A 24969-nucleotide genomic window follows, 5' to 3' on the forward strand; every position below is an offset into this window, starting at 1 on the left:
TATCCATAGCCGCGACTTATATGTCGAAAAAACAAAATGGATTCATATAGGGTAAGAAGGAGTGGTTATTACGCAATTTCCCTTCAGCGTATGTATAAAAAAGTTCCCCCTTTCGCTTTTGAAAGGGGGAACTTTCTACTATTCTAGTATGCTTTTCATTGTATCAATATGTTCTTTTGAGCCCGTTACGAGGAGTGTATCTCCATGTTGTAATTTTGTATCACCGTGTGGTACTACTGCTTTATTACCACGGTAAATTTGAATGATGAGCACATCGCCTAAGAATGGAAGGCGACGAAGTGGTAAACCGTCATACGTATTGTTACGTAATTCCACTTCACGCACCGTTTCATTTGCTGTTGTAATTAAACGAACGAGACTGGGTTTATCAATGAGTGCACGCAGTAAAATGCGCGTCGAGTTAATGGTTGAGAACACTGCAATATGTTCTTGCGTTGCTTTTTCTTGTAGAAGAGGATCCTCGACACTTGCAATGACATGTTCAACACCTAATTCTTTTGCATGCCCTGCTAATAACAGGTTTTGTTCATCATCACTTGTTGCAACAACAACTCGATCTGCATCAAATGCTTTTTGTTTTTCTAATGCCTCGATAGAAATTGTATCTAATTTTACAATTGGGAAGTCATGAGAGATTACTTCTTCTGTATTTACTTTATTTTGACGCATCATGTAAAGTGTTACATCGTAATCTTCTCTCTTTAAATCAAGTGATAACGGAAGTGTAATGCGACTTGCACCAATAATAGAAACTTTTGGTTTTGGTATTTCTACTTTTGGAAACATCTTTTTAAATAGTACAGGTGCAAAAATACATGTAATGACTGCACTCAAAATAAGTGAAGCAGATAGACTAGGACTAATAATATTTAATTTTTCACCAATTTGTGCTGCTGCGATTACTAATGATAATGTTGATGTTAATAAAATGGCACTACCTAATACGATGTTACGAGGGTACCATTTCTGCAGTACAAGCGACGGTAATAATTTTGAGATAAACAGTCCAACAATTAATATTGGAATCATCAGCATACTAGAAGGCTCTTTAAAAATAGACCATACTTCTAAATTTACACCGACCATAACGAAGAAAATTGGGATAAAGAAACCATATCCGATGGAATCTAGTTTTTCGACCATATCTTCGTTGGGTGATAGTAAGGATACGAGCACACCTGCTAAAAAGGCTCCTAAAATGTTTTCTGCACCAACGGATTCTGATAATCCAACAAGAATTAAAATGAGTGCAAAAACAGCTCGTGTATCAATTTGAACACTTCCGGCTTTTAAGCTTTCTAGGTATGGAATATTTTTAAAGCGTCTTGCAACAAAGTAAATCACAATACCTGCGCCAAATAGAACAAGAAGAAGCCACATGCTCTGACCGCTTTCGGAGTTTAATCCGACAAACACAGCTAATAGAATCATCGTAACTAAGTCAGCGATAACAGCGACTAATAAAATAATCTGACCGATTGCTGTTTTTCCTAAATTGTTTTCTTTTAGTGTTGGTACAACAACACCTAAAGAAATGGTTGAAATAATTAATGTCATAAACATGGCATTATCTACAAAGCCAAGCCATACGAATACAAGAGATAGGGCATAGGATAATACGAAAATAAATAAAAAGATAATACTTGCTACTTGGAAAGTATTTGGTTCATTTGTCGTATTCTTTTTCCCTTTTTGTTTAAAGATTGAAAAGTCAATTTCTAAACCGCTTAAGAACATTAAGAAAATAAAACCTAACGTTGATAAGACTTGGAGCCACATATCCGGCTCGATAACATTAAATCCACTTTTTCCTACAAAAATACCTGCGATAATTTCTGCAACAACGACAGGAATTGCTTTTAACTTAAAGCGTTGCAGCAAAAGGGGAACGAAAAATGCGATTGCGACGACAATCATAAGTGATAGAACAGAAGAATGTTGTTCCATAGCGTTCTCTCCCTTCAAAATATATAGTACCTATTTTAGCTATATTATAGGAAGAAAAGCAATGCGTATGAATTCGATTCCATAAAGAAAGAGTTTTCTTAACATTTGTCACAATAAGTATAGTTTACATTTTCATTCTTTATTTTCCTTTATATGTATATAAAAGTTTAACTTATTGCATAAGGAAGGGAAGAGGGAAGAATAAAAAAAGTCTGCTGGGACATTGTCCTAGCAGACTTTTGAAAGTACATTACATAGAGAAGAAAATCCAAACCGTACCACCAACAGTTACTGCAGCGATGAAAAAGCTGAATAACATTGTGATCGTTTGTGTTGTACCTTCTCCTTCTTTCATGTGCATAAACATAACTAATTGTAACGCTGCTTGTGCCACTGCCATTGCAATAATGCTTGTTAAGATTGTTGAAAGTGACAAGTTTAAGTTTGAATATAACGCTACGTATAAAGCAAGGAACGTTAATGCAAGTGATAAAATAAATCCGAAAACGTGTGACCATGGAAAACCGCTATGAGCGTGCCCATTCGCTTGTGTATTGTTTTGTCCCATTATTACGCCACCATCCCGTTCAAGTAAACTAGTGTGTAAATGAAGATCCAAACAACATCAAGGAAATGCCAGTATAAGCTGATAATAAACACTTTACGAGCTGTAACTGGTGTTAGTCCTCGTTTTAAAATTTGGATAATAACACAAGTTGCCCAGATGATACCAGCTGTTACGTGGGCACCGTGTGTTCCAAGAAGAACGAAGAATCCAGATAAGAAACCACTTGTTTGTAATGTAGCACCTTCACCGACATACAGTATAAATTCTTCAATTTCAAAGAAAAGGAAGCCAGCACCTAAAAGTAAAGTTAGAATGAACCAAACTAACATACCTTTTTGGTTGCGTTTACGCATTTCGTGAATTGCGATACCGCATGTGAAACTACTTGTTAAAAGTAGTAATGTTTGGATTAAAAGTGTTTTTACTTCAAACAATTGAGCTGGAGTAGGGCCATCTGCCGTACGACCAGCAAGTACTAGGTAAGAGGCGAAAAGCGTTGCAAATAGCACGATTTCAGCCCCAAGGAAAATCCAAAACCCTAAAATATTCAATCTGCTTTGTTCGGATTGATATTCTAGAGGTAAGCTTTTATCTAAAGCTGCCATTTCGTTTCACCTCTCATGCAACATGTTCTGTCTTTTTAATTTCGTCTACGCTAATGTAATATCCGTCGTCGTAATCAAATGAACGCCAGATCATACAAGCTACCATACCGATACCACCGACAATTGCTAACCAGAACCAGCTAAATATTAATGCAAAACCAGCAAGACCGATAAAACAAGACATAATGATTGGAACACCAGAATTGCTTGGCATATGAATTGGTGTTAATTCATCCGCTTTTGGTGTAATAGATTGACCAGTTTTCTTCATGTGCCATAGTATATCGCTCTCTGTGATTTCTGGTAATTTTGCAAAGTTATAATGCTGAACTGGAGATTGAGTTGCCCATTCAAGCGTTCTGCCATCCCAAGGGTCTCCAGTTGTATCGCGCTCACCATGGCGTGCGCTCCAAACTACGTTATAGCATAAGAATAGGAATCCGATACCCATCATTAGTGCACCAACAGATGAAATTTGGTTTAACCAGCCCCATCCTAGGTTATCAGCGTATGTGTACATACGACGTGTCATACCATCTAAACCTAAGAAATACATTGGAATGAAACATACGTTGTATCCAATCATAAAGAACCAGAATGTCCATTTTCCTAGTCGTTCATTTAACATATGACCAGTCATTTTTGGGTACCAGAATGTAAATCCTGCAAGCATCGCAAATACAGTTCCGCAAATTAAAACGTTGTGGAAGTGGGCAACTAGGAAGTAGCTGTTATGGTATTGATAGTCAGCTGCTGCCATTGCAAGCATAACACCTGTAACTCCACCGATTACAAAGTTTGGGATAAATGATAATGTCCACATCATTGGAACTGTGAAACGAATCCGTCCTTTATAAAGCGTAAACAACCAGTTAAAGATTTTAACACCGGTTGGAATCGAAATCGCCATTGTCGAAATCGAGAAGAATGAGTTAACTGCTGGACCTGCACCCATTGTAAAGAAGTGATGCAGCCATACAAGACCACTTAAGATTGCGATTGCAACCATTGAGTACACCATTGCACTGTAACCAAATAGACGTTTACGAGAAAATGTACTTACAATCTCAGAGAAAATACCGAATGCCGGTAAAATAACAATATATACTTCAGGGTGACCCCATACCCAGAATAGGTTAGCCCAGAGCATTGGCATACCGCCGCTCGCCATCGTAAAGAAGTGAGCATCAAATAGACGATCGAATGTCATTAATGCAAGAGCAACTGTTAATACTGGGAAAGCAAAGAGAATGATGACACATGTAACTAAAATGGACCATGTAAACATTGGCATTTGCATTAATTTCATGCCTGGCGCACGCATTTTTAAGATTGTAACAAGGAAGTTAACCCCTGTCATCAGCGTACCGAGACCTGAAATCTGTAATGCAATTGCATAAAAGTTGTTTCCTACGCCAGGACTAAACTCTGTACCAGCCATTGGGAAGTAAGATGTCCATCCGGCGTCTGGAGAACCACCAATAACAAAGGCGATGTTGAATAACATTGCTCCAATAAAGAATAACCAAAAACTTAGTGCATTTAAGAATGGATATGCAACGTCACGAGCACCAATTTGTAATGGTATAACGACGTTCATTAATCCTAGAACGAATGGCATCGCCATGAAAAGAATCATAACTGTACCATGTGTTGTAAAGATTCCGTTATAGTGTTCAGCGTTTAAATATGTTGTATCTGGGAATGTTAATTGGGCACGGATCATTAAACCATCCATACCACCACGGAATAACATTATAACCGCAGAGATAATATACATAGTCCCGATTTTTTTATGGTCAACAGTTGTTAACCATTCATCCCAAAGCCATTTCCATTTTTTATACTTTGTCAGTACGAAAAGGATTGCTAATGTCACAAGAACAATAGATGCGTCAGCGCCGTAAATAATCGGATCACCTGTGACAAAAAATTCATCAAGCTTCACTGTGTTCACTCCAATCTGTTGGAATAGTAGCTATTATTTATTTGTGTAGTAGTTATAATCACAATACTCAAGTGATTTCGGATCTACATAACTTAAGTGGTGACTAGAGAATGTCATACGCCCTACTACACCAGGTTTAATAACTTCATTGTATTTTTCTTCTGTCAGTGGTTTAGCAGTTTCTTTTACTTCTTTTACCCACTTGTCATAATTTTCTTGTGTTTTTGCTTCGAGCTCAAACTCCATGTGAGTGAATCCTTCACCAGAGAAGTTTGCACTACGACCAAGATAAGAACCTGGCTTATCAGCTTGTAAATATAAATCCATGATCATGCCATCCATTGTGTATTTCATACCACCAAGTTCTGGAATCCAGAAGGCGTTCATTGGGCCTACAGATGTCAGCTTAAATTGGATTGGTACACCAGCTGGTACGTTCAAATAGTTAACGGTTTCAATTTTTTCCTCTGGGTAACTGAATAACCATTTCCAGTTGGCAGATGTAACATAAATTTCAACTGGTTTAATATTTTTTGATTGCTCTGGCACTTTTTCCGTTGCATATGTTGCTTTTACCGTTGGAATTGCTAGTGCAATAACAATAATGACAGGGAAAATAGTCCAGATAACTTCTAAAAGAGTATTACCGTGTATATCAGGTGGCTCATAGTCCATATTATCTGGTTTTTCACGGTAACGAATCAAAATGATTGTAAACAAAACGAATACGATAACAATGATCGATAGTAGAAGTATGAATGACCAAACAATCAAATCATACTGTTGTTTTGCAACAGGCCCTTGTGGATTTAATACTGCGATTTTCTCACATCCACCGAGGAACAAGAGTAATGATAGCGGAAGAAGTGAAGCCAACTTCCAAGACGCTTTCTTTAGTTGCACGATTGAAAATCTCCTTTCTCCTTGGATTGAAACTATGCCAATAAAACAATATAAACCTATTAATTTATAGAAGGCAATAGTTTTCGCGATATTGTTAAAAATTAGACACAAATGCACACTTTTTACAGTGAATATCATTTGTAACTTGATAACATTGTAAACTATTTTTCATGCTAAATCTTGATTGTAAAAATTTTAAGATAAATAAAGTTATACCAAGATATCCAAAAAATAGAAAAAAGCTATCTTATCATAAGGTAAGATAGCATAATATTACCTATATTCAGTTTACTTCCTGTGTAATAGTTTGTTGCTCTTTAAATGTGACAACTTTTTTATATTTAATTTGATACAAGATGTAACAAATAATCATAAATGGAATCCCACAATAAAGAGCGATACGTTGATCTGGAATAAAGGCTAAACTTACGAATGTAACGAAGTTTAAAGAGAATGCTAAAATTGGAACGATTGGGTATAACGGTGTACGATATTTTAAATCTTTTATATTTCCACCATTCTGAATAAATTCTCTTCGGAAGAAAAATTGTGAAGCTGCAATCGACATCCAAACGACAACAGCTGCCATTGCAGCGATAGATGTTAATACTAAAAAGACAGTATCAGCTGCAAATATACTCGTTAAAAGTGAAAGGCTTGCAAATATAAGGCTGAAAATTAAAGCGTTTAATGGTACACCCTTTTTCGTTAGTTTTGCAAATCTAGGGCTAGCCATTCCTTGTTTCGACATGGCCCAAAGCATACGTGAATTGGCATATAATCCTGAGTTTGCTACAGATAGTACAGCAGTAATGATAACAAAGTTCATAATGTCTGCTGCATATGGAATGCCAACTGTATCAAAGACAAGCACGAATGGACTTTCTACAAGGTTGGCTTCTTGCCATGGAAGCAAGCCAACAACTACTGCAATTGCTAATACGAAAAAGAATAGAGTACGCCAAATTGTATTTTTAATTGCTTTAGGAATTGTTTTTTCTGGTTGTTCACTTTCACCCGAAGCAATCCCAATTAATTCGGTTCCTTGGAATGAAAAATTCACGGTAATCATTGTAAAAAGAACAGCTAATAGGCCGTTTGGAAATAACCCGCCATTTTCTGTGAAGTTATGAAGCATTGGTGCGGGTTTTCCATTGAAATCTAGGAAACCAAACATAGCGGCGCCTCCCAGTATGATGAAGACAACAATTGTTGAGACTTTTACACTGGCAAACCAAAATTCTGCTTCTGCGTAGGCCTTTGCTGATAAAGCGTTTACGATGAAGAGGATTGCTGCAAACGTAACACACCAAATCCATGAAGAAACATCTGGAAACCAGCGTTTCATTAAAATACTAACGGTTGTGAGTTCAACACCGACTGTAACAGCCCAGTTCAACCAATACATCCAACCGACAACAAATCCAAAACCAGGTGAAATAAATCGGCTTGCATAGCTTTGAAATGAACCTGCCTCTGGCATAGCAACGGATAGTTCACCAAGACAGAGCATCGTTAAATACATAACAAAACCACCAACTAAGAAAGCGAGAATGGCCCCACCAGGACCAGCGTTGTGAACAATTTGTCCTGATCCCATAAATAGCCCAGTGCCAATGACACCACCAAGTGCAATCATAAAGAGATGTCTACTTTGCATCGTACGTTTTAATTCAGTTTGCTGATTTTCTGTTTGATTCATATTCCCTTCACCCCATATTTTTTATGTTGTTTGTTTTGCTCGATGGACAAAATAACTTATCGAGCTTGCGTCATTTCACTAATCATCAGTGGGGGATGAAAAACTTACTGATAGAAGTTTTACTTTATTTGACCCTAATAAGTAATATGAGATGCACATTTATTAGTGGCAATAAGAAAACAACTATGATTAGTTTCACTTGATTAAGTATTTCGAGCATGTAAGAAATAATTTTCTGTATAAATACAAATTAAAAAACCGACATAAACCCCTTCTTTTTAGGTGGGAGAGAGCATCCGGCCATGCATAGAAGCGGTCAGATCCTTTTCCTGCGCAGACATAGTGAAAACAAAGAGAGAAAACGAGTGTAGGTCACCTTTTGTTATCCATAGCCGCGGCTATATGTCGAAAAATCAAAATGGATTTATAGGCATCTCACATAAGCATTTTTAATTCTAGCAAAATATTCTGAAAATGTATATTTATTTTTCTTTCTATTAGAAATAATTAGAATCTTAAATAAAAATACTGGGGGGCAAATTTCATAATCCTTCTAGCAAACTAGCAGGAAGAAAGGTAGAATGAAAGGAGTATGGTTTTGAAAATAATGATGTAATGGAGTTTGGTATATGTTCAGGAAAGTCAAATATATATGTATTTTAGGAATTGTAATTGTCGTCGGTGTAGCGTGTAGTAAAGATGCTATGGGTGTCGTTGCAGCAGGGAAAAATAAAATTTTTCAAAAGACACAAGAACTACGTGTGGATTTTTTGTTTGATATGAAGGAAACAGCTATGATTGAAAATGTTCCGTTTATAAAACAACTTCCTGAGTTACCAAGAGGTTGTGAAGTCACAAGTTTAGCGATGCTACTACAGTATAAAGATGTACAAGTAGATAAGATGAAGCTTGCGAGTGAAATAAATCGTGTTCCATTTAAAGAAAACAATCTTCGTGGCAATCCGCATGAAGGATTTGTTGGAAATATTTACACGAAATCTGAGCCTGGCTACGGTGTATATCATGAACCGATTTTTGAACTTGCAGAAAGATACGTGCCTGAAAAAACGATTGATTTAACAGGAAGAGATATAGAGGATATATATAAGGTTATTAGTTCAGGTTCACCAGTATGGGTTATTGCAAATACAACGTTTCAGTCGTTAGCAGAAGATAGCTTTGAGACGTGGAATACAAATGCAGGAGATTTGAAAATTACATATTATGAGCATAGCGCTATAATTGTTGGATATGATCAAAACTTTGTATATATAAATGATCCACTGGCTAACAAGCCAAATAAAAAAGTATCACGTGCTCAATTCGAGAAGGCATGGGAGCAAATGGGGAAACAAGCAATTACTATTCTATAAAAATAAAAAGCTATTTATAATAGGTAGCTTTTTATTTTTTTGCATATATAAATACAAATTAAAAAACCGACATAAACCCCTTCTTTTTAGGTGGGAGAGAGCATCTGGCCATGCATAAAAGCGGTCAGATCCTTTTCCCGCTCCATGCGAAGTGAAAACAAAGAGAGAAAACGAGTGCAGGTCACCTTTTGTTATCCAAAGCCGCGGCTATATGTCGAAAAATCAAAATGGATTTATATAAATATAAAATAGTATTCAATAAAAATTTTCTGAATATTGTTTCTTTTGATGAGGGTCCTCGCTATAATAATGCTTAACTTGGCGAAGAAAGGAAGATGAAGGATGGATATAGCAGAAGAAATTTTTCTCTCAAAAGATCAATTAATAGAATGGAGAAGACATTTTCATATGTATCCAGAACTGTCTTTTCAAGAAGAAAAAACCTCTCAGTTTGTATATGACATACTTCAAACAATCCCTCATCTAGAAGTTTCAAGACCAACAAAGTATAGTATTATGGCAAGATTGATTGGCAAACAGCCAGGCAAGACGATTGCGATTCGAGCTGATATGGATGCACTTCCGATTCAAGAAGAAAATCATTTTGAGTTTGTTTCTACATATTCAGGAGTGATGCACGCCTGTGGGCATGATGGACATATTGCGATGCTCCTTGGTACCGTGCACGCACTGGCAGGACAACGAGAAAGAGTTCATGGGGAAATTCGCTTTTTGTTTCAACATGCAGAAGAAAATTTCCCGGGCGGTGCACAAGAGATGGTTGCAGCAGGCGTGATGGAAAATGTTGACTGTATTATTGGCGCACATCTTTGGGCTTCATTGGAAGTTGGAAAAGTTGGAGTCATTTATGGTCCAGCGATGGCAGCACCTGATGTCTTTAAACTTACAATAGAAGGGAAAGGTGGTCATGCAGGTATTCCACATGAAACGATAGACAGCATTGCTATTGGCACGCAAGTTGTTTCACAGCTTCAGCAAATTGTATCTCGTCTTACTGATCCGTTGGATTCTCTCGTCTTATCTGTAACGCAGTTTCATGCGGGTACAACGCATAATGTGATCCCGGAACGGGCTAAGATTGAAGGGACAGTTAGAAGTTTGAAACATGAATTGCGAGAAAAAACGGCTGAGAGAATCGAAAAGATTACAAAAAGCATTACCGAAGCGTACGGAGCATCGTATACATTTTCATATGAATATGGATATCGGCCGGTTGTAAATGATGAACAGATTACGAAGCATGTAGAGCGTGCAGCGTTGCAATTGTATGGAAGAGAAAAAGTGGTCCGCTTGCAGCCGACAATGGCTGGAGAGGATTTTTCAGCCTTTTTACAGAAGGCACCGGGAACATTTTTCTTTATTGGTGCTGGTAATAAAGAAAAGGGAATTGTATATCCACATCACCATCCGCGTTTTACCATTGACGAAGATGCTTTGCCAATCGGGGTAGAAGTTTTTGTTTCATCCGTCTTAAACTTTATGCAAAAAGGAGAATAAGATAAGAAAAATACATGTACTAGCACTTATTCCAGTTCTTTGTTTAGTTGTTGGACCAGTGTTTACAAATTCAGTTACTCCTTAAATATGGAAGTAAAGCATAGTTCTACTGTAGTAGAGAAATAAGATTAGCTGGATTCAGCTATAGAAGTTTCATTTTAAAGAAGCTATCTCACTTTGGAGAGATAGCTTCTTTGTATTGCATACATTTTCCCAATATGGAGAAATATAACGATAACATCTTTAGAGGAAAGTTAGGTGAGAGAGATGACCAATTTAGAAGCAAACTTATCTGCCATTACACAATCTATTCGAGAAACGTTGCAGTCGCCCAATGATTTAACTGTGCGAGAGTTTGCACTTTCTGGTTCATCTACTCGGTGTGCGGTTGTTTTTCTATGCGGACTTACAGATAAAGATTTAATTTATCAACTTGTTATCCGTCCTTTGCAACAAGAAGGGATTCCAAATAAAGTACCGATTATGCAAACGTTATTAGACAGATTTATTTCTGTAGGTGAAGTAAATACAGTAAAGACATTCCCAGATGTTATTAATTCCGTTTTAGTAGGGGATGCTGTTGTTTTAATTGATGGGATACCTAACGCATTAGTGATAAATGGTCGGGCGTGGGAAAGAAGAAGTTTGGAGGCACCGATCACAGAAAATATCATCCGAGGCCCTAAAGTAGGACTTACTGAGGATATTGCAACGAATAAAATGTTAATTCGCCGTGATTTGCGTGATCCAAAACTTCGTTTTCAATCTTACATTATGGGGAAACGGTCTCAAAAGGAAGTTACATTAATTTATATTGAAGACGTAATTAACCCCTACATTGTGACAGAATTAACTCGGCGATTGGAGTCGATTGAAACTGATGTGATATTGGACTCTGGAAAGATTGAGCAATTATTGGAGGATAATAACATGTCTCCGTTCCCACAATTTTTAAATACAGAAAGGCCAGACAGAGCAGTAGCTGCCTTAGCGAAAGGGAAGGCGGTCATTTTAGTAGATGGATCGCCGTTTGCAGTTATCGCTCCTATGGTCATTGTGGATATTTTTCAATCCCCAGAAGATCATTATGAAAGATGGATTATCGGTACTTTACTAAGAGGGCTTCGTATTATAGCTGGACTTATGGCGATTTTACTTCCAGCTGTATATGTTGCGCTAGTCTCGTATCATCAAGGGCTTATTCCATCTAATTTGGCATATTCAATTGCTGGAGCAAGGGAAGGGGTACCATTTCCTGCCTATATTGAAACCATTATTATGACGTTGACAATGGAGCTAATAAGAGAAGCTGGCCTTCGTTTGCCGAAGCAAGTCGGACAAACTGTTGGGATTGTGGGAGGGCTTGTTATTGGAGAAGCTGCAGTAAGCGCAGGGATTGTCAATCCTTTTATGGTTATTATTATTGCGGTTACGGCTATTGCTACATTCTCTCTCCCTGTTTATAGCGTAACGATAACGTTTCGATTTTTACTATTTGCGTTTATTTTAGCGGCTACTATGTTTGGGTTATATGGAATTATTTTGGCGGTAATTGCATTGACGATCCATATGACCAATTTAAAAAGTGTTGGCGTACCATATTTTACGCCGTTAGCTCCTGCTTTTTATAAAGATTGGAAAGAAGAAGTGGTACTGTTGCCGAGGGCAATGTTAAAGACGAGACCAGAATATTTGCAGACGAAAGATAAAACATTACATTCAAAGGAGCGGGAATAAATTGAAACCGTTTGAATACGGAGATGAAGAAATTGGACCTCGGGAGTTAACCTTTGCAGTAAGTTCAGTCATTATTGGTACAGGAGCGCTTTCGATGCCTCGCGTAATTGCAGAAAAAACGCTTTTCACAGACGGATGGTTGATTTTGTTTCTTGGAGGGGTGGTTTGTGCATTTTTGGCTTGGTTTATTGCAAAGGTAGCAATTTTATTTCCGCAACAAACGTTTTTTCAATATACAGGTGCATACTTATCAAAGCCGGTAGCATTTATAGTCACAAGTGTTATGGTTTTAACGTTTGCTGGAATTGCTGCGTATCAGGCACGAGCAATCTCAATTATTTCGCAAACATACTTGTTTGGTAAAACGCCTATTGAGCTTTTATCATTTTTTTACTTACTTGTCGTTATCTACGGAGTGAGTGGTTCTAGAGCAGCATTACTTCGTCTTAACTTGTTATTCTTGCCAATTGTAGCGTGTGCCATTTTTGCTTTGTCGTTATTAAATATAAATTTAATGGATCCTCATAATTTAATGCCCTTTTTCCAAACAAAATGGAGCCAATATGCCATCGGAATGAAAGAATCGATATTTACATTTATTGGGTTTGAGATAGTGTTATTTTATTCTTCGCTTATAAATCAAAAAGACAAAATACCTTTAGCTGCTGCAAAGGGAGTGATGATTACCAATTTATTATATATTCTTATGTATCTCACTTGTATTACCGTTTTTTCTTATACTACAACCAAAAGTCTCACATATCCCGTTATTGAATTAGGGAAGGAAATTGAAATAGGTGGAGGGTTTTTAGAACGTTTTGATGCGATTTTCTTTACGACTTGGATTGTTACAATTTTTAATACTACTGCTATGTATTATGATATTGCAGTAATGAGTTTTTGTTCCATGTTTCCTTCTATTAAAAAGAAGACATTTATTTTTGTAAGTGCACCGATTATTTATTTGCTTAATGTGCTTCCTGAAAATGTTGCGAAGTTAACTCAATATGGTGTCTACTTAGCTTGGGTTGATATGGCATGTGTTATCCTTGTCCCTACGCTTGTCCTTATTATTTATAAAATAAAAGGGAGTAAGAAGAATGAAACACCTTCATAAGTTTGTTTACTGCATCATTTTGTTTCTATGTCTTAGTGGATGTGCAGAACGAAAGGAAATTGAAGAGAGAGGCTTTGTTGTAGGGGTGGCTTTTGATGTTGCAAAGGAAGCAGCGGAAGAAAGTGAATCAAAAAAGCCTCCTTTTATGAAAGGAACGTATCAACTTGTCTTACCGAGTGCATTGGCACAACAAGGTGGGAAAACTGATGGAGATAATTATATTAATATTAGTGCGATAAGCGATAGCATTTTTGAACAAATTCGAGAAATCTCTAAAAAAATAAGTCGATCCTTATTTTTTCCTCATATTCAAATTCTTGTCTTTTCAAAAGATTTATTACAGCATCCGTTTGTTTTAGAACAAACGTTAGATGTCTTTTTTCGTGACCATGAAATGAGAAGGAATATTCGGATTTTCGTCTCAAAAGACCGAGCGGAAGGTATTTTGAAACAAAGCTCGAAACCAGAAAATTTACCAGCGAAGTATATTGATCTGTTAGCGGATCATGCTGACAGTAACGCATACATGTTAGAAGCGATTCGCATTGGAGACATACAAGAAATGATGACCGCTAAAAGAAGTTTTGTTCTTCCGATTTTACAATTAACAAAACAAGGTGTGAAACTGGAGGGAGCTGCTGTATTTAAAGGGAAAAATAATAAATTGCTCGGTCTTTTAAGTGGAAAAGATACGCAAGGATTAAACTATATAATTGGAGAGAAAGCGAGTGGTTTTGTGACCATTCGGAAAGAGGAGGAAACGGTTACGTATGAAATTCATAAGCTAAGGCGCAAAATACACGCTTCTTTTGCAGATCCTCGTCATCCGAAGTTTACAATTGATATTTATCCTGAAGGTATACTAGCAGAGGTATATTTGGGAGGAGATGGAAAGATGTGGAGTGGGAAACAACTGAATACACATATCTCTCAAGAGATGAAAAAAATAACTATGATGACGATTAAGAAAGTGCAAAAAGGTTTTAAAACGGATGTTCTTGGATTAGGAGATTATTATAAACGACATAATTACAAGGAGTGGAAAAAGATAGAAAATAACTGGGATCGAGGAGAAAACTATTTTATGAAGAGCAAAATAGTTGTTCGGGTTCATCCTAGGGTAGAACATTCAGGTTCTTTAATACCGAAAGGTGGGCAGTAAAGCGAAACATTCATCAGTGATGGGGCTTCATCTCCCATCTATTACTTTGATTTCTTTAAAACATTGAAAAAAAGTTTACTGCCGCTAAGGTGGATAAATAGAAGGGGAGCTAGTTATATGAAGATGCCTTCGACTCTTGCAATTGTAGGTACCATTTTGATGGGCATTATCCCATACGGTTTTTATTTTATTAGTAAGAAAATAAAAAAATATGGTGCGCAGCCGTGGGAAGATTCAAATGAAAAAGGAAACCCGTAGTTTAGGTTTCCTTTTTCATTTATCCCGCTATTTGCGGGCAGTAACCTCTCCGTCTCAAGACTCGAAACATGCAAAAGATGGGCGGGGATAACTGCTCGTAAAAGCCCGATTGGTGAGAACTATATAAATCCATTTTGATTTTTCGACATATAAGCCGCGGCTATGGATAACAAAAGGTGACCTGCACTCGTTTTCTCTCTTTGTTTTCACTATGTCTGGGGCAGGAAAAGGATCTGACCGCTTCTATGCATGGCCGGATGCTCTCTCCCACCTAAAAAGAAGGGGTTTATGTCGGTTTTTTAATTTGTATTTATATAATCATAAGTGGGGGATGAAGCTCTCCACTTTATACAAGCCCTAACCAATGTACCAACTGCGTAGAGAGGAATGTAACAACAATGGCGATAACGGTAGGGATTGCAAACGAAAGAAATGTCCATTTTGGACTTTTTGTTTCTTTATATATGTTAACTAATGTTGTTCCACATGGGAAATGAAGAAGGGAGAACAACATTGTATTTAACGCAGTTAACCAAGTCCAACCGTGATCAAGGAACAACTGTTTAATTTGTGACATATCGTCTAGTTCTGTTAAGGAACCTGTTGATAAATAAGCCATTAATAAAATTGGAATAACGATTTCATTGGCCGGCAGTCCAAGTATGAATGCCGCTAGAATAAATCCATCTAGTCCAAGTAGTTTTGCGAATGGATCTAAGAAATTTACAAAGTACATGAGTAGGCTTGTGTCACCAACATATATATTTGCCAGCGCCCAAGTGAATACAGCGGCAGGCGCAGCGACGATAACAGCGCGTTTTAAAACATATAACGACTTATCGAGTGTGGCACGTACAATCGTATTCCATATTTTTGGTTTTCGATACGGTGGTAATTCTAATGTATAGTGGGTTGGTACGCCTTTTAAAGCAGTTTTAGATAAAACCCAAGATACAGATAATGTTACGATAATACCGATAACAACCATTCCGACTACAACACCTGATGTAACAAGTGTTTGCATGCCGCCTGTATACCCGGCAGCCATAAATAATGAAGCCATTAATATTAATGTAGGCCAGCGACCGTTACATGGAACGAAGTTGTTCGTTAAAATTGCCAGCATACGCTCGCGCGGAGATTCAATAATACGCGTCGACATAATAGCGGCTGCGTTACAACCGAAGCCCATTGCCATTGTTAGCGATTGTTTTCCATGAGCACCAGCACGTTTGAACAGGCGATCCATATTAAAAGCGACACGTGGTAAGTAACCATAGTTTTCTAATAAGGCAAACATGGGGAAGAAGATGGCCATCGGCGGTAACATAACACTAATAACGGCACCTGTACCGCGGAATAGACCAAGAATTAAAACGCCATGTACCCACTCAGGTGCATTCATAGCTTGAAACCATGCTGTTAAATGACCTTCTGCCCAGCCGAAAAATTCAGCGATTTTATCAGATGGAACGTTAGCTCCGGCAATTGTAAGATAAAAAAGAATAGCTAAAATTCCGAGCATAATGGGGAATCCGAATATAGGAGAAGTGAAAATTTTATCCAGCTTCTCTGAACGATATAATTTATCTGTATCGGTATATTGAACAGCTTCTTTACAAATACCAGCAGAAGTTCGATAAATATCACCAACGATATCGTCACGAATATCATCTTTTGTAAGTGTTTGAGCATGTTGAATAATATGATCTAATGGAAGTGATTTACTGGCTGAGTGAAATTCCATTTATGACAACCTCCCTTACAAGCGGCTCTTTATGATGCTTTTGGAGTGCTGCTAGAAAATTTTTATCCCCATCTAATATACGAAGTGCGATCCAACGTGCAGGATAAGTATCTCCAAACACTTTATGAATTTGTGGTTCTAATTCTTGAATCATACTTTCAATTTTTTCATTATAAGTAATTTGAATTGGTGTAGGAATCAATTTTTTATTTGCTACTTTTGTTATTACAGTTAGTAAATGACCGATACCGACTCGATTCCGCGCTGAGATTTTAACAACAGGAACTCCAAGAGATTTCGCTAATCGTTTCTCATCAATGACAATTCCTTTTTTCTCTGCTTCATCTATTAAGTTAATACAAACGACAACGTCTTTTGTCATTTCCATGACTTGCAATGCTAAGTTTAAATTTCTTTCCATTGCCGTTGCATCTACAACAACAACCGTTACATCAGGCTTCTCAAAAATGATATAATCTCGTGCTACTTCCTCATCTGCAGAATTCGAATAAAGGGAGTATGTTCCTGGTAAATCAATTACTGTATACATATTTCCGTTATGTTCATATTCGCCTTCTGCTTTCAATACTGTTTTTCCGGTCCAGTTTCCAGTATGTTGTTTTAACCCTGTTAATGTATTGAATAATGTACTTTTTCCGGTATTAGGATTTCCTGCTAATGCAATGCGATGATTTATCATCGTACATCATCTCCTATTAATCTCCCGAATATAAGGGAACTTTCCTCATTTCGTAGTGCAATGGTTGTATTGCTCACTTGATATGCAATTGGATCCCCGAGCGGACTTTTTTGCAATACTTTAATTGTAGCTCCGGGAATAAAGCCTAAATCCAATAAACGACGTTTCATAGTTCCTTCTAAATGCATCTTCTCGATTTGTACAAACTGCCCTGTTTGAAAACTTGAAAGGGGTTCGGTATTAGCTGTCGCCATAAAAGTTACCTCTCCTCTATATTTTTAGTGTTAGTTTAAAATGTTTACCAAGGGAAACTTTTTGCTACTAATATAGTAGACTACAGTGGATGATGTTGTCAATTGGTACTTTAAAAATATTCAATTATTTTTAGAATTGTTCCAATTTACTTTGTTGTGTCTAAAAATATTAATGAATTTATTTGAGAAAAAGAGGGAGTATACGTGTGCAAGTTCAAAAAATGATGGGTTTTGTAAATGTACCTTTAACATTGGTAGCGAAAAAGAAGGTTTTGTTTACAATAAATTTACATTGTTAAAAATAAATTTACATTTCGGGGCGTTTTGTATGGAATTGTTTTGTTTTTTTATTAAAAAGAGAGGAATGATATAGGTTTTGCGGCATCTTTTCTCTCTTTACTTAAAATTAAAAATTGCTTAACACTAACACAATATTATTTTCATACAATGAATTTGTGTTCGAAATAAGTACATGAATATAAAAAAGCAATAATCCAAATGGGGGTACAAGACATGGTTATGAAAAAAGGTTTCAAGTTTTCGTTAGCAGCATTAATGGTTGCAGGTGCTTTAGTAGGTTGTGGAAAAGCAGAAAGCACTGATAGCAAAGATACTGCTAAAGGTAATAATGATACAAAACAAGAACTATCTGGTACGATTGCAGCAGCTGGTTCTACAGCTCTTCAACCTCTTGCGGATGAAGCTGCGAAAAAATTCCAAGAGGAAAACCCAAAGGTATCAATTCAAGTTCAAGGTGGCGGTAGTGGAACGGGGATTAACCAAGTAGCTTCTGGCGCGGTCCAAATCGGCAACTCTGACGTTCCATCTGCGGATAAAATAAAAGATCCAGAAAAAGCAAAGGAATTAGTAGATAATAAGGTTGCTGGTATTGCGTTTGCACTTGTTGTAAACAAAGATGTGAAGGTTGATAACTTAACTGTGAAACAAGTTCAAGACATCTTCGCTGGTACAGTTACAAACTGGAAAGAGCTAGGCGGTAAAGATGAAAAAATTAATGTAATTAACCGTCCGGCATCTTCTGGTACTCGTGCTACATTCGAAAAAACAATTATGAAAGACGCGAAAATTAACGATGGAACAGGTACAACACAAGATTCTAACGGTGCAGTAGAACAAGCAATTAACTCTACACCAGGCTCAATTAGTTATCTTGCAATGTCTTACATGGTTGGCGATAAAAAAGGTTCACTACAAACAGTGAAAATTGATGGGGTAGAGCCGAAAGTTGAAAATATTTCTGCTGGTAAATACCCATTCTGGTCTTATGAGTACATGGTAACAAAAGGGGAAGCAAAAGAAGCTACAAAAGCTTATATCGATTATGTAAAAGGTAAAGACTTCGAAAAACAAGTTGAGGATATGGGTTATATCCCAATGTCCAAATTAAAATAATTGTGGTTTAATGGGGCTGACTGCGAGGTCAGTCCTGTTCATTTCAATCTATGAAGTGGGGTTATGTTCTGTGATGAAGGGGAAAAAACAAATTAACTACGTAAAAAGTGAATACATTGGAAGATCACTAGTTACGTTTTGCGGTATATTTATTGTTATTGTTACGTTAGCAATTATTGCATTCATTTGCGGAAAAGGAATTCAATCTTTTACGCAAAGTGGTATTTCTATTTCTGAAGTTTTGACATCGACGACATGGAGCCCGAATGCTGATAAGGGATCGTTCGGTGCGGTTATTTTTATCATCGGTTCAACACTTGTTTCAATAGGAGCGGTAGTTATCAGTGCACCAATTGCTCTAGCTCTAGCGATATTTATGAATCTAATTTCACCGAAGTTTGGGAATAAAGTATTAAAGCCTGTTTTAGAATTATTAGTTGGGATTCCTTCCGTTGTATACGGGTTACTAGGGGTTACGATTTTAGTACCTCTTTTACGTGATACATTTGGCGGTGTTGGCTTTAGTTTAATTGCAGGTATTGTTGTGTTAAGCATCATGATTTTACCAACAATTGCAAGCATTGCTTCTGATGCAATTCGTTCAGTTCCTTTTGATTATTTAGAAGCTTCATATGGTTTAGGGTCAACGAAATGGCAAGCGATCAGTCGTGTTATTGTACCAGCTGCAAAAAAAGGTATTTTAACAGGTGTTGTTCTAGGATTAGCGCGTGCTTTTGGAGAAGCATTAGCAGTTCAAATGGTAATTGGTAATACAGTTAAATTGCCTGAAGGAATATATAGTCCAACGGCAACATTAACAGGTATTTTAACAATGGATATGACAAATACATTGGATGGAACAGCTTGGAACAATGCGTTATGGACATTGGCGATGATTTTACTTGTTATTTCTTTCCTATTTATTTTAGTGATTCGAGCAATTGGTCAAAGAGGTGAACGTTAACGATGAATGCAAGAACAGTAAATAATATTTGGACGGGTATTTTATATGCAATAGCGGCGTTTGTGGTAGCTTTACTTGTTTTTCTAGTATACGAAATTCTGAAAGAGGGCTGGGGATTTTGGGATCCGAGTTTCTTGTTTGGAGAACCAAGTAATATAAAAGCAGGGGGCGGGATTGGTCCGCAATTATTTAACTCTTTCTATATGCTTGTTATTACGCTCATTATTTCAATTCCGTTAGGTTTAGGAGCGGGGATTTACCTTGCGGAATATGCAAAGCAAGGACGGTTTTTAGGTTTTATCCGTCTATGTATTGAAACGATGGCATCATTGCCTTCTATAGTTGTTGGTCTATTCGGTTTGTTAGTATTTGTTACAATGACAGGCTGGGGCTACACAGTAATGGGAGGCGCACTTGCTTTAACAATTTTAAATTTACCTGGTTTAACGCGTGTTTGTGAAAATGCGATTACAGAAGTTCCGCCAAATGTAAAAGAAGCAAGTCTTGGACTTGGTGCAACAAAATGGCAGACGATTGTTCGTATTATTCTTCCAACTTCTTTACCACAAATTATTACAGGGGTAATTTTAGCGGCTGGGCGTATATTTGGGGAAGCGGCCGCGTTAATTTATACAGCGGGATTAACATCGCCAATTTTAAACTCTGCAGCAGATTTTTCAAGTCCGGCACATCCGTTAAACCCATTTCGACCAGCTGAAACGTTAGCGGTTCATATTTGGAAGTTAAATTCTGAAGGGATTATTCCTGATGCGAAGTTAATTGCAACAAAATCAGCGGCGGTATTAATCATTATGGTGTTGCTCTTTAATATCATTGCTCGTTTTACTGCATCTATACTTCATAAACATTTCACTGGAACGAAAAAGTCTCGCAAAAAAACGAAAGCGGCTTAAATTCTTGTATCCTATATAAATAAGAAGCTCTCTGTTTATAAAAAGCAGAGAGTTTTTTTTGCTTGGTTTTATCTTGCTATTCGCGGGCGGTAAAATTTCTAGATCAAAGTTTGACAGAAAGCAAAGAAGTTAGGTGAGGTCCTAATGCCTGCGTTTCGTACAAACAAATCCTAATTCTTAAGAATTTATTTAGAAATATTTTACATACAGTTCACTCTAATTATTATCCAATTATTGTATAGTGAAACAGGAAGAGATAAAACAATACAATGGGGGAATTAATTTATGGAAAGATTAACAAAGTTTTCATTAAAAAACCGGGCCGCCGTTATCATTATGGTGTTTCTCATTTCGATACTCGGCATTTATTCCGGTTCCAAATTACCAATGGAGTTTCTGCCGAGCGTCGATGTCCCTTCGGTAACCGTCACCACATTATCTCAAGGGCTAGATGCTGAAACGATGGAAAAAGAAGTAACAGAACCTCTCGAAAAACAATTTCGTAATTTAGAACATGTTGATACGATTACTTCTTCAACACACGAAGGTTTATCACGTATTGACATTGCATATACAACCGAAGCTAATATGAAAGATGCAGCGCGTGAGGTCGAGAAAATCACCAATGCTGCTACTTTACCAAAAGAAATTTCGAAACCAGTCGTCAGTCAACTGAATACTTCTATGGTTCCACTCGCACAAGTCGCGATTCAAAAACAGAACGGTTTTACAAAAGCAGATGAAAAACAAATCGAAAAAGAAATTATCCCACAACTCGAAAAGATTGACGGTGTTGCGAATGTCATGTATTACGGAAAATCAACAAGTGAGCTTTCTGTTAAATTAGATCCTTCCAAAATGCAAAATAAAAATATTACAGCTCCACAAGTGTTAACTGCTTTGCAAGGAAAAGAAATCTCAACTTCTACTGGCCAAGTCACTATAGACAATGAAGAACACTCACTTCGTGTCATTGGGGAAATTAAAAATATTGATGAAATGAAGAACATCAATATTGCACCACAGGTAAAATTACAGGATATTGCTCAAGTAGAACTAAAACAACATTCCGATGTAATTTCACATGTTAACGGAGAAGATGGCGTAACATTAGTTGTTATGAAAGAACCAAGTGAAAATGCAGTGACAATCGGAAAAGAAATTGATAAAAAGGTGAAGGATATCAGCAAAAAATATAAAGAGAATTTCACTATTAAAATGCTGGCATCTACTCATGAACAAGTTGAAAATGCTGTTATGGGCATGGGCAAGGAAGTGATTATTGGCGCAATTGCTGCGACATTTATTATTTTAGTTTTTTTACGTAATATTCGCACAACGTTAATTGCTGTTGTCAGCATTCCGTTATCTATTTTTCTGACACTCTTTTTACTTGATCAATCTAATATTACATTAAACACTTTAACTTTAGGTGGTTTAGCAGTTGCTGTTGGGCGCCTTGTTGATGATAGTATCGTTGTTATAGAAAATATTTTTAGGCGTTTACAAAAAGATGTTTTTTCAAAAGACATCATTCTTGATGCTACAAAAGAAGTTGCAGTCGCTATTACTTCTTCTACGTTAACAACAGTCGCTGTCTTTTTACCAATCGGTCTGGTATCAGGTACAATTGGCGAATTTATGTTACCGATGGTATTAGCAGTTGTATACTCAATACTTTCTTCTTTAATTGTTGCATTAACAGTTGTTCCGCTTATGGCGTTTTTCTTGCTCAAGAAAACAAAACAACAAAGTCCCAAATCTTCACGACGCTATATCACTATTTTAAAATGGGCACTTTCACATAAGTTTATTATTTTATTTACTTCTTTCTTATTATTTGCTGGATCAATCGCAGCTTACGTATTGCTACCAAAGGCAAATATAAAATCCGAAGATGATACGATGCTATCTATTAATATGACGTTTCCAACGAAATCCGATGCTGAATCAAGAAAAGAACAAGCTTTTGATTTTGAAAAGAAAGTACTTTCTAACAATGATGTAACGGATGTAATGTTGCGAGTAGGTTCAAATCCAGAAGATGCACAATGGGGAGCAACAACGAAAAATAATCTTGCTACTATATACGTTACATTTAAAAAAGGTTCCGACATTGATCAATATATTGAGGAATTAAAAAAAGAACAAAAAGCTTTTGAACCAACCGAATTTGAGTATGTAAAAACGAGTTATTCTAATTTCGGCGGTGGAAACAGATTACAATTTAACGTTACAGCAAATAATGATACTGATTTAAAAAAGGCTGCTGATATTGTTACAACGAAACTAAAAAGTATGGACAGTCTCTCCAAGGTAAAATCAAATGCGGAAGAATCCAAAAAAGAATGGCAACTTCACATTGATCAAGCAAAAGCAGAACAAGCTGGATTAACACCAGAAACAGTAGGAGAACAAGTTTCATTACTTATGAAGAAAACACCGATTGGCCAAATTTTAATTGATGAAGAAAAAACAACTCTTATGTTAGAACATAACCAAGAGCGCATAAATAAGAAAGATGACATTCTTAACTCGAACATTGTATCACCTGTAAATGGACCTATTCCTTTAAAAGACATCGCATCCATTTCAGAAAAACAACTGCAATCAGAAATCTTCCATAAGGATGGAAAAGAAACAATTCAAATAAGTGCTGAAGCAACAGAAGACGATTTAAGTAAAGTAAATACAGAAGTAAACAAATCCATTAAAGAATTAGACTTACCAAACGGAGCAAAAGTTGCTGTTGCTGGTGCAACTGAATCTATGCAGGAAACCTTTACAGACTTATTCAAAGTAATGGGTATTGCAATCGGAATTGTGTACTTAATTATGGTCATCACTTTCGGGCAAGCACGCGTACCGTTTGCAATTTTATTCTCACTTCCATTAGCTGCTATTGGTGGTATTTTAGGATTAATCATTTCAGGAACACCGGTTGATTTAAACGCCCTAATCGGTGCATTGATGCTAATCGGTATCGTTGTTACGAATGCCATTGTATTAATAGAACGAGTTCAGCAAAACCGAGAACACGGCATGACAACGCGAGAAGCTTTATTAGAATCAGGTTCCACACGACTACGTCCAATTATTATGACCGCTATTACAACGATAGTAGCAATGTTGCCATTGTTATTCGGTCAATCACAATCTGGTAGCATGGTATCTAAAAGTTTAGCTGTTGTTGTAATTGGTGGCTTAGCTGTTTCAACTGTGCTCACTCTCATCGTCGTTCCTGTTATGTATGAATTATTAGATAAAATCGGAAGAAAAAGAAGTTCTCGTAGACGAGTAGAGGTATCTGTAGATAAATGAAAAGCTTTATAATCAAAACGAAGCTGTCTAAAAAGTATAACTTGAAGTGAACTCAAGTAGTGAAGCATGAAGAAAACACCTCCTTAATTCGCATACTAAAAAATGCGAATTAAGTGGAGGTGTTTTTCATTTGAAGATTTAGAGAAGCAAGCAATGAAATAAAGTTGTTATCTAGAAAATGAAATTGCTTCATTGAAGTTATAAATAAGAATGTTTTTGATAAAACAAAAAAACATTACATATTTTAAAAAAACACTTGCGATTTGAAATAGCGGATGATATATTAATAAACGTCGCTGATGCGAAACAGCAGAAAGCGAAAAGAAATAAAAGATTATGTTGACATTGAATAACTGAAATGCTAACATGAAAAAGTCGCTACTGAGTGACAGACAAGTTCTTTGAAAACTGAACGAAACAAACAACGTGCAACGTCAATTTTTATTTTTATGATGCTAGACAAACTAACTTTATTGGAGAGTTTGATCCTGGCTCAGGATGAACGCTGGCGGCGTGCCTAATACATGCAAGTCGAGCGAATGGATTAAGAGCTTGCTCTTATGAAGTTAGCGGCGGACGGGTGAGTAACACGTGGGTAACCTGCCTACAAGACTGGGATAACTCCGGGAAACCGGGGCTAATACCGGATAACATTTTGCACTGCATGGTGCGAAATTGAAAGGCGGCTTCGGCTGTCACTTGTAGATGGACCTGCGTCGCATTAGCTAGTTGGTGAGGTAACGGCTCACCAAGGCAACGATGCGTAGCCGACCTGAGAGGGTGATCGGCCACACTGG

19 protein-coding genes, 1 rRNA gene and 1 pseudogene (1 of these 21 only partly in view) are annotated in these 24969 nt (G+C 36.9%); 12 read left to right on the forward strand and 9 right to left on the reverse strand.

Annotation, left to right across the window (positions count from 1 at the left end; genetic code table 11):
• Nucleotides 1-138: 138 nt before the first annotated feature.
• The 6 genes from QRE67_RS03815 to QRE67_RS03840 all read right to left on the reverse strand — a co-directional run bounded on the left by QRE67_RS03815 (nucleotide 139) and on the right by QRE67_RS03840 (nucleotide 7694).
• Complete coding sequence (locus QRE67_RS03815; RefSeq protein WP_286123623.1) at nucleotides 139-1968, reverse strand: monovalent cation:proton antiporter family protein; 1830 nt, start codon at nucleotides 1966-1968, stop codon at nucleotides 139-141.
• 250 nt (nucleotides 1969-2218) lie between these two features.
• Complete coding sequence (qoxD, locus tag QRE67_RS03820) at nucleotides 2219-2536, reverse strand: cytochrome aa3 quinol oxidase subunit IV (RefSeq protein ID WP_286123624.1); 318 nt, start codon at nucleotides 2534-2536, stop codon at nucleotides 2219-2221.
• A gap of 2 nt (nucleotides 2537-2538) precedes the next feature.
• A complete protein-coding gene (gene qoxC / locus QRE67_RS03825) occupies nucleotides 2539-3141 on the reverse strand; it encodes a cytochrome aa3 quinol oxidase subunit III (protein ID WP_286123625.1) in 603 nt (200 codons plus the stop codon).
• Nucleotides 3142-3154: 13 nt separating this feature from the next.
• Nucleotides 3155-5089: a cytochrome aa3 quinol oxidase subunit I gene (qoxB, locus tag QRE67_RS03830; RefSeq protein ID WP_286123626.1), complete on the reverse strand. Its 1935-nt coding sequence runs from the start codon at nucleotides 5087-5089 to the stop codon at nucleotides 3155-3157.
• A gap of 33 nt (nucleotides 5090-5122) precedes the next feature.
• Nucleotides 5123-5992 (reverse strand): cytochrome aa3 quinol oxidase subunit II, encoded by an 870-nt coding sequence (qoxA, locus tag QRE67_RS03835; RefSeq protein ID WP_286123627.1) that lies wholly within the window; start codon nucleotides 5990-5992, stop codon nucleotides 5123-5125.
• A gap of 283 nt (nucleotides 5993-6275) precedes the next feature.
• Entirely contained in the window at nucleotides 6276-7694 is a 1419-nt protein-coding gene (locus tag QRE67_RS03840; RefSeq protein WP_286123628.1) for an amino acid permease, read from the reverse strand.
• Between the two features lie 629 nt (nucleotides 7695-8323).
• Here QRE67_RS03840 and QRE67_RS03845 point away from each other — a divergent pair.
• From QRE67_RS03845 to QRE67_RS03875, 7 genes and pseudogenes are all read left to right on the forward strand, one after another.
• Nucleotides 8324-9067, forward strand: coding sequence for a C39 family peptidase (locus QRE67_RS03845; protein WP_286123629.1), 744 nt, complete (start codon nucleotides 8324-8326; stop codon nucleotides 9065-9067).
• Nucleotides 9068-9409: 342 nt separating this feature from the next.
• The gene (locus QRE67_RS03850) at nucleotides 9410-10585 is read left to right on the forward strand and encodes an amidohydrolase (protein WP_286123630.1); all 1176 of its coding nucleotides are present in this window, start codon (nucleotides 9410-9412) and stop codon (nucleotides 10583-10585) included.
• Nucleotide 10586: 1 nt separating this feature from the next.
• Nucleotides 10587-10667, forward strand: a pseudogene (locus QRE67_RS03855) (DUF3311 domain-containing protein); the annotation flags it as partial.
• Nucleotides 10668-10852: 185 nt separating this feature from the next.
• Nucleotides 10853-12322: a spore germination protein gene (locus QRE67_RS03860; protein ID WP_286123631.1), complete on the forward strand. Its 1470-nt coding sequence runs from the start codon at nucleotides 10853-10855 to the stop codon at nucleotides 12320-12322.
• A gap of 1 nt (nucleotide 12323) precedes the next feature.
• A complete protein-coding gene (locus tag QRE67_RS03865; protein WP_286123632.1) occupies nucleotides 12324-13439 on the forward strand; it encodes a GerAB/ArcD/ProY family transporter in 1116 nt (371 codons plus the stop codon).
• Entirely contained in the window at nucleotides 13423-14601 is a 1179-nt protein-coding gene (locus tag QRE67_RS03870; RefSeq protein WP_286123633.1) for a Ger(x)C family spore germination protein, read from the forward strand. Before QRE67_RS03865 ends, QRE67_RS03870 begins: the two co-directional genes overlap by 17 nt.
• Before the next feature lie 117 nt (nucleotides 14602-14718).
• Nucleotides 14719-14859, forward strand: coding sequence for a hypothetical protein (locus QRE67_RS03875; RefSeq protein WP_286125399.1), 141 nt, complete (start codon nucleotides 14719-14721; stop codon nucleotides 14857-14859).
• A 346-nt stretch (nucleotides 14860-15205) separates the two neighbouring features.
• Here QRE67_RS03875 and QRE67_RS03880 read toward each other — a convergent pair whose 3' ends face one another.
• The 3 genes from QRE67_RS03880 to QRE67_RS03890 are packed head-to-tail and all read right to left on the reverse strand — an operon-like array spanning nucleotide 15206 to nucleotide 17560.
• Complete coding sequence (locus tag QRE67_RS03880; RefSeq protein WP_286123634.1) at nucleotides 15206-16606, reverse strand: nucleoside recognition domain-containing protein; 1401 nt, start codon at nucleotides 16604-16606, stop codon at nucleotides 15206-15208.
• Nucleotides 16584-17306: a FeoB small GTPase domain-containing protein gene (locus QRE67_RS03885; protein ID WP_286123635.1), complete on the reverse strand. Its 723-nt coding sequence runs from the start codon at nucleotides 17304-17306 to the stop codon at nucleotides 16584-16586. Before QRE67_RS03885 ends, QRE67_RS03880 begins: the two co-directional genes overlap by 23 nt.
• Nucleotides 17303-17560 (reverse strand): FeoA family protein, encoded by a 258-nt coding sequence (locus QRE67_RS03890; RefSeq protein WP_286123636.1) that lies wholly within the window; start codon nucleotides 17558-17560, stop codon nucleotides 17303-17305. Before QRE67_RS03890 ends, QRE67_RS03885 begins: the two co-directional genes overlap by 4 nt.
• Nucleotides 17561-18073: 513 nt before the next feature.
• Here QRE67_RS03890 and QRE67_RS03895 point away from each other — a divergent pair.
• From QRE67_RS03895 to QRE67_RS03915, 5 genes are all read left to right on the forward strand, one after another.
• Nucleotides 18074-18973 (forward strand): phosphate ABC transporter substrate-binding protein PstS family protein, encoded by a 900-nt coding sequence (locus QRE67_RS03895; protein WP_286123637.1) that lies wholly within the window; start codon nucleotides 18074-18076, stop codon nucleotides 18971-18973.
• A gap of 73 nt (nucleotides 18974-19046) precedes the next feature.
• Entirely contained in the window at nucleotides 19047-19937 is an 891-nt protein-coding gene (gene pstC / locus QRE67_RS03900) for a phosphate ABC transporter permease subunit PstC (protein WP_286125182.1), read from the forward strand.
• 2 nt (nucleotides 19938-19939) lie between these two features.
• Nucleotides 19940-20851 (forward strand): phosphate ABC transporter permease PstA, encoded by a 912-nt coding sequence (gene pstA, locus QRE67_RS03905; protein WP_286123638.1) that lies wholly within the window; start codon nucleotides 19940-19942, stop codon nucleotides 20849-20851.
• A 285-nt stretch (nucleotides 20852-21136) separates the two neighbouring features.
• Nucleotides 21137-24172, forward strand: a complete 3036-nt coding sequence (locus QRE67_RS03910) for an efflux RND transporter permease subunit (RefSeq protein WP_286123639.1) — start codon at nucleotides 21137-21139, stop codon at nucleotides 24170-24172.
• Nucleotides 24173-24642: 470 nt separating this feature from the next.
• Nucleotides 24643-24969 (forward strand): 16S ribosomal RNA (locus QRE67_RS03915) (it continues 1225 nt past the right edge of the window).

Origin of the sequence: Bacillus sp. DX3.1, assembly GCF_030292155.1 — a bacterium.
In the GTDB taxonomy this organism is placed as follows: Bacteria; Bacillota; Bacilli; order Bacillales; family Bacillaceae_G; genus Bacillus_A.

What these genes read in the sequence shown, in the direction of transcription:
- QRE67_RS03815 (WP_286123623.1), bottom strand. Translation starts at nt 1,968, where the DNA reads ATGGAACAACATTCTTCTGTTCTATCACTTATGATTGTCGTCGCAATC.
- qoxD (WP_286123624.1), bottom strand. Translation starts at nt 2,536, where the DNA reads ATGGGACAAAACAATACACAAGCGAATGGGCACGCTCATAGCGGTTTT.
- qoxC (WP_286123625.1), bottom strand. Translation starts at nt 3,141, where the DNA reads ATGGCAGCTTTAGATAAAAGCTTACCTCTAGAATATCAATCCGAACAA.
- QRE67_RS03840 (WP_286123628.1), bottom strand. Translation starts at nt 7,694, where the DNA reads ATGAATCAAACAGAAAATCAGCAAACTGAATTAAAACGTACGATGCAA.
- QRE67_RS03845 (WP_286123629.1), top strand. Translation starts at nt 8,324, where the DNA reads ATGTTCAGGAAAGTCAAATATATATGTATTTTAGGAATTGTAATTGTC.
- QRE67_RS03850 (WP_286123630.1), top strand. Translation starts at nt 9,410, where the DNA reads ATGGATATAGCAGAAGAAATTTTTCTCTCAAAAGATCAATTAATAGAA.
- QRE67_RS03860 (WP_286123631.1), top strand. Translation starts at nt 10,853, where the DNA reads ATGACCAATTTAGAAGCAAACTTATCTGCCATTACACAATCTATTCGA.
- QRE67_RS03870 (WP_286123633.1), top strand. Translation starts at nt 13,423, where the DNA reads ATGAAACACCTTCATAAGTTTGTTTACTGCATCATTTTGTTTCTATGT.
- QRE67_RS03875 (WP_286125399.1), top strand. Translation starts at nt 14,719, where the DNA reads ATGAAGATGCCTTCGACTCTTGCAATTGTAGGTACCATTTTGATGGGC.
- QRE67_RS03880 (WP_286123634.1), bottom strand. Translation starts at nt 16,606, where the DNA reads ATGGAATTTCACTCAGCCAGTAAATCACTTCCATTAGATCATATTATT.
- QRE67_RS03885 (WP_286123635.1), bottom strand. Translation starts at nt 17,306, where the DNA reads ATGATAAATCATCGCATTGCATTAGCAGGAAATCCTAATACCGGAAAA.
- QRE67_RS03890 (WP_286123636.1), bottom strand. Translation starts at nt 17,560, where the DNA reads ATGGCGACAGCTAATACCGAACCCCTTTCAAGTTTTCAAACAGGGCAG.
- QRE67_RS03895 (WP_286123637.1), top strand. Translation starts at nt 18,074, where the DNA reads ATGGTTATGAAAAAAGGTTTCAAGTTTTCGTTAGCAGCATTAATGGTT.
- pstC (WP_286125182.1), top strand. Translation starts at nt 19,047, where the DNA reads ATGAAGGGGAAAAAACAAATTAACTACGTAAAAAGTGAATACATTGGA.
- pstA (WP_286123638.1), top strand. Translation starts at nt 19,940, where the DNA reads ATGAATGCAAGAACAGTAAATAATATTTGGACGGGTATTTTATATGCA.
- QRE67_RS03910 (WP_286123639.1), top strand. Translation starts at nt 21,137, where the DNA reads ATGGAAAGATTAACAAAGTTTTCATTAAAAAACCGGGCCGCCGTTATC.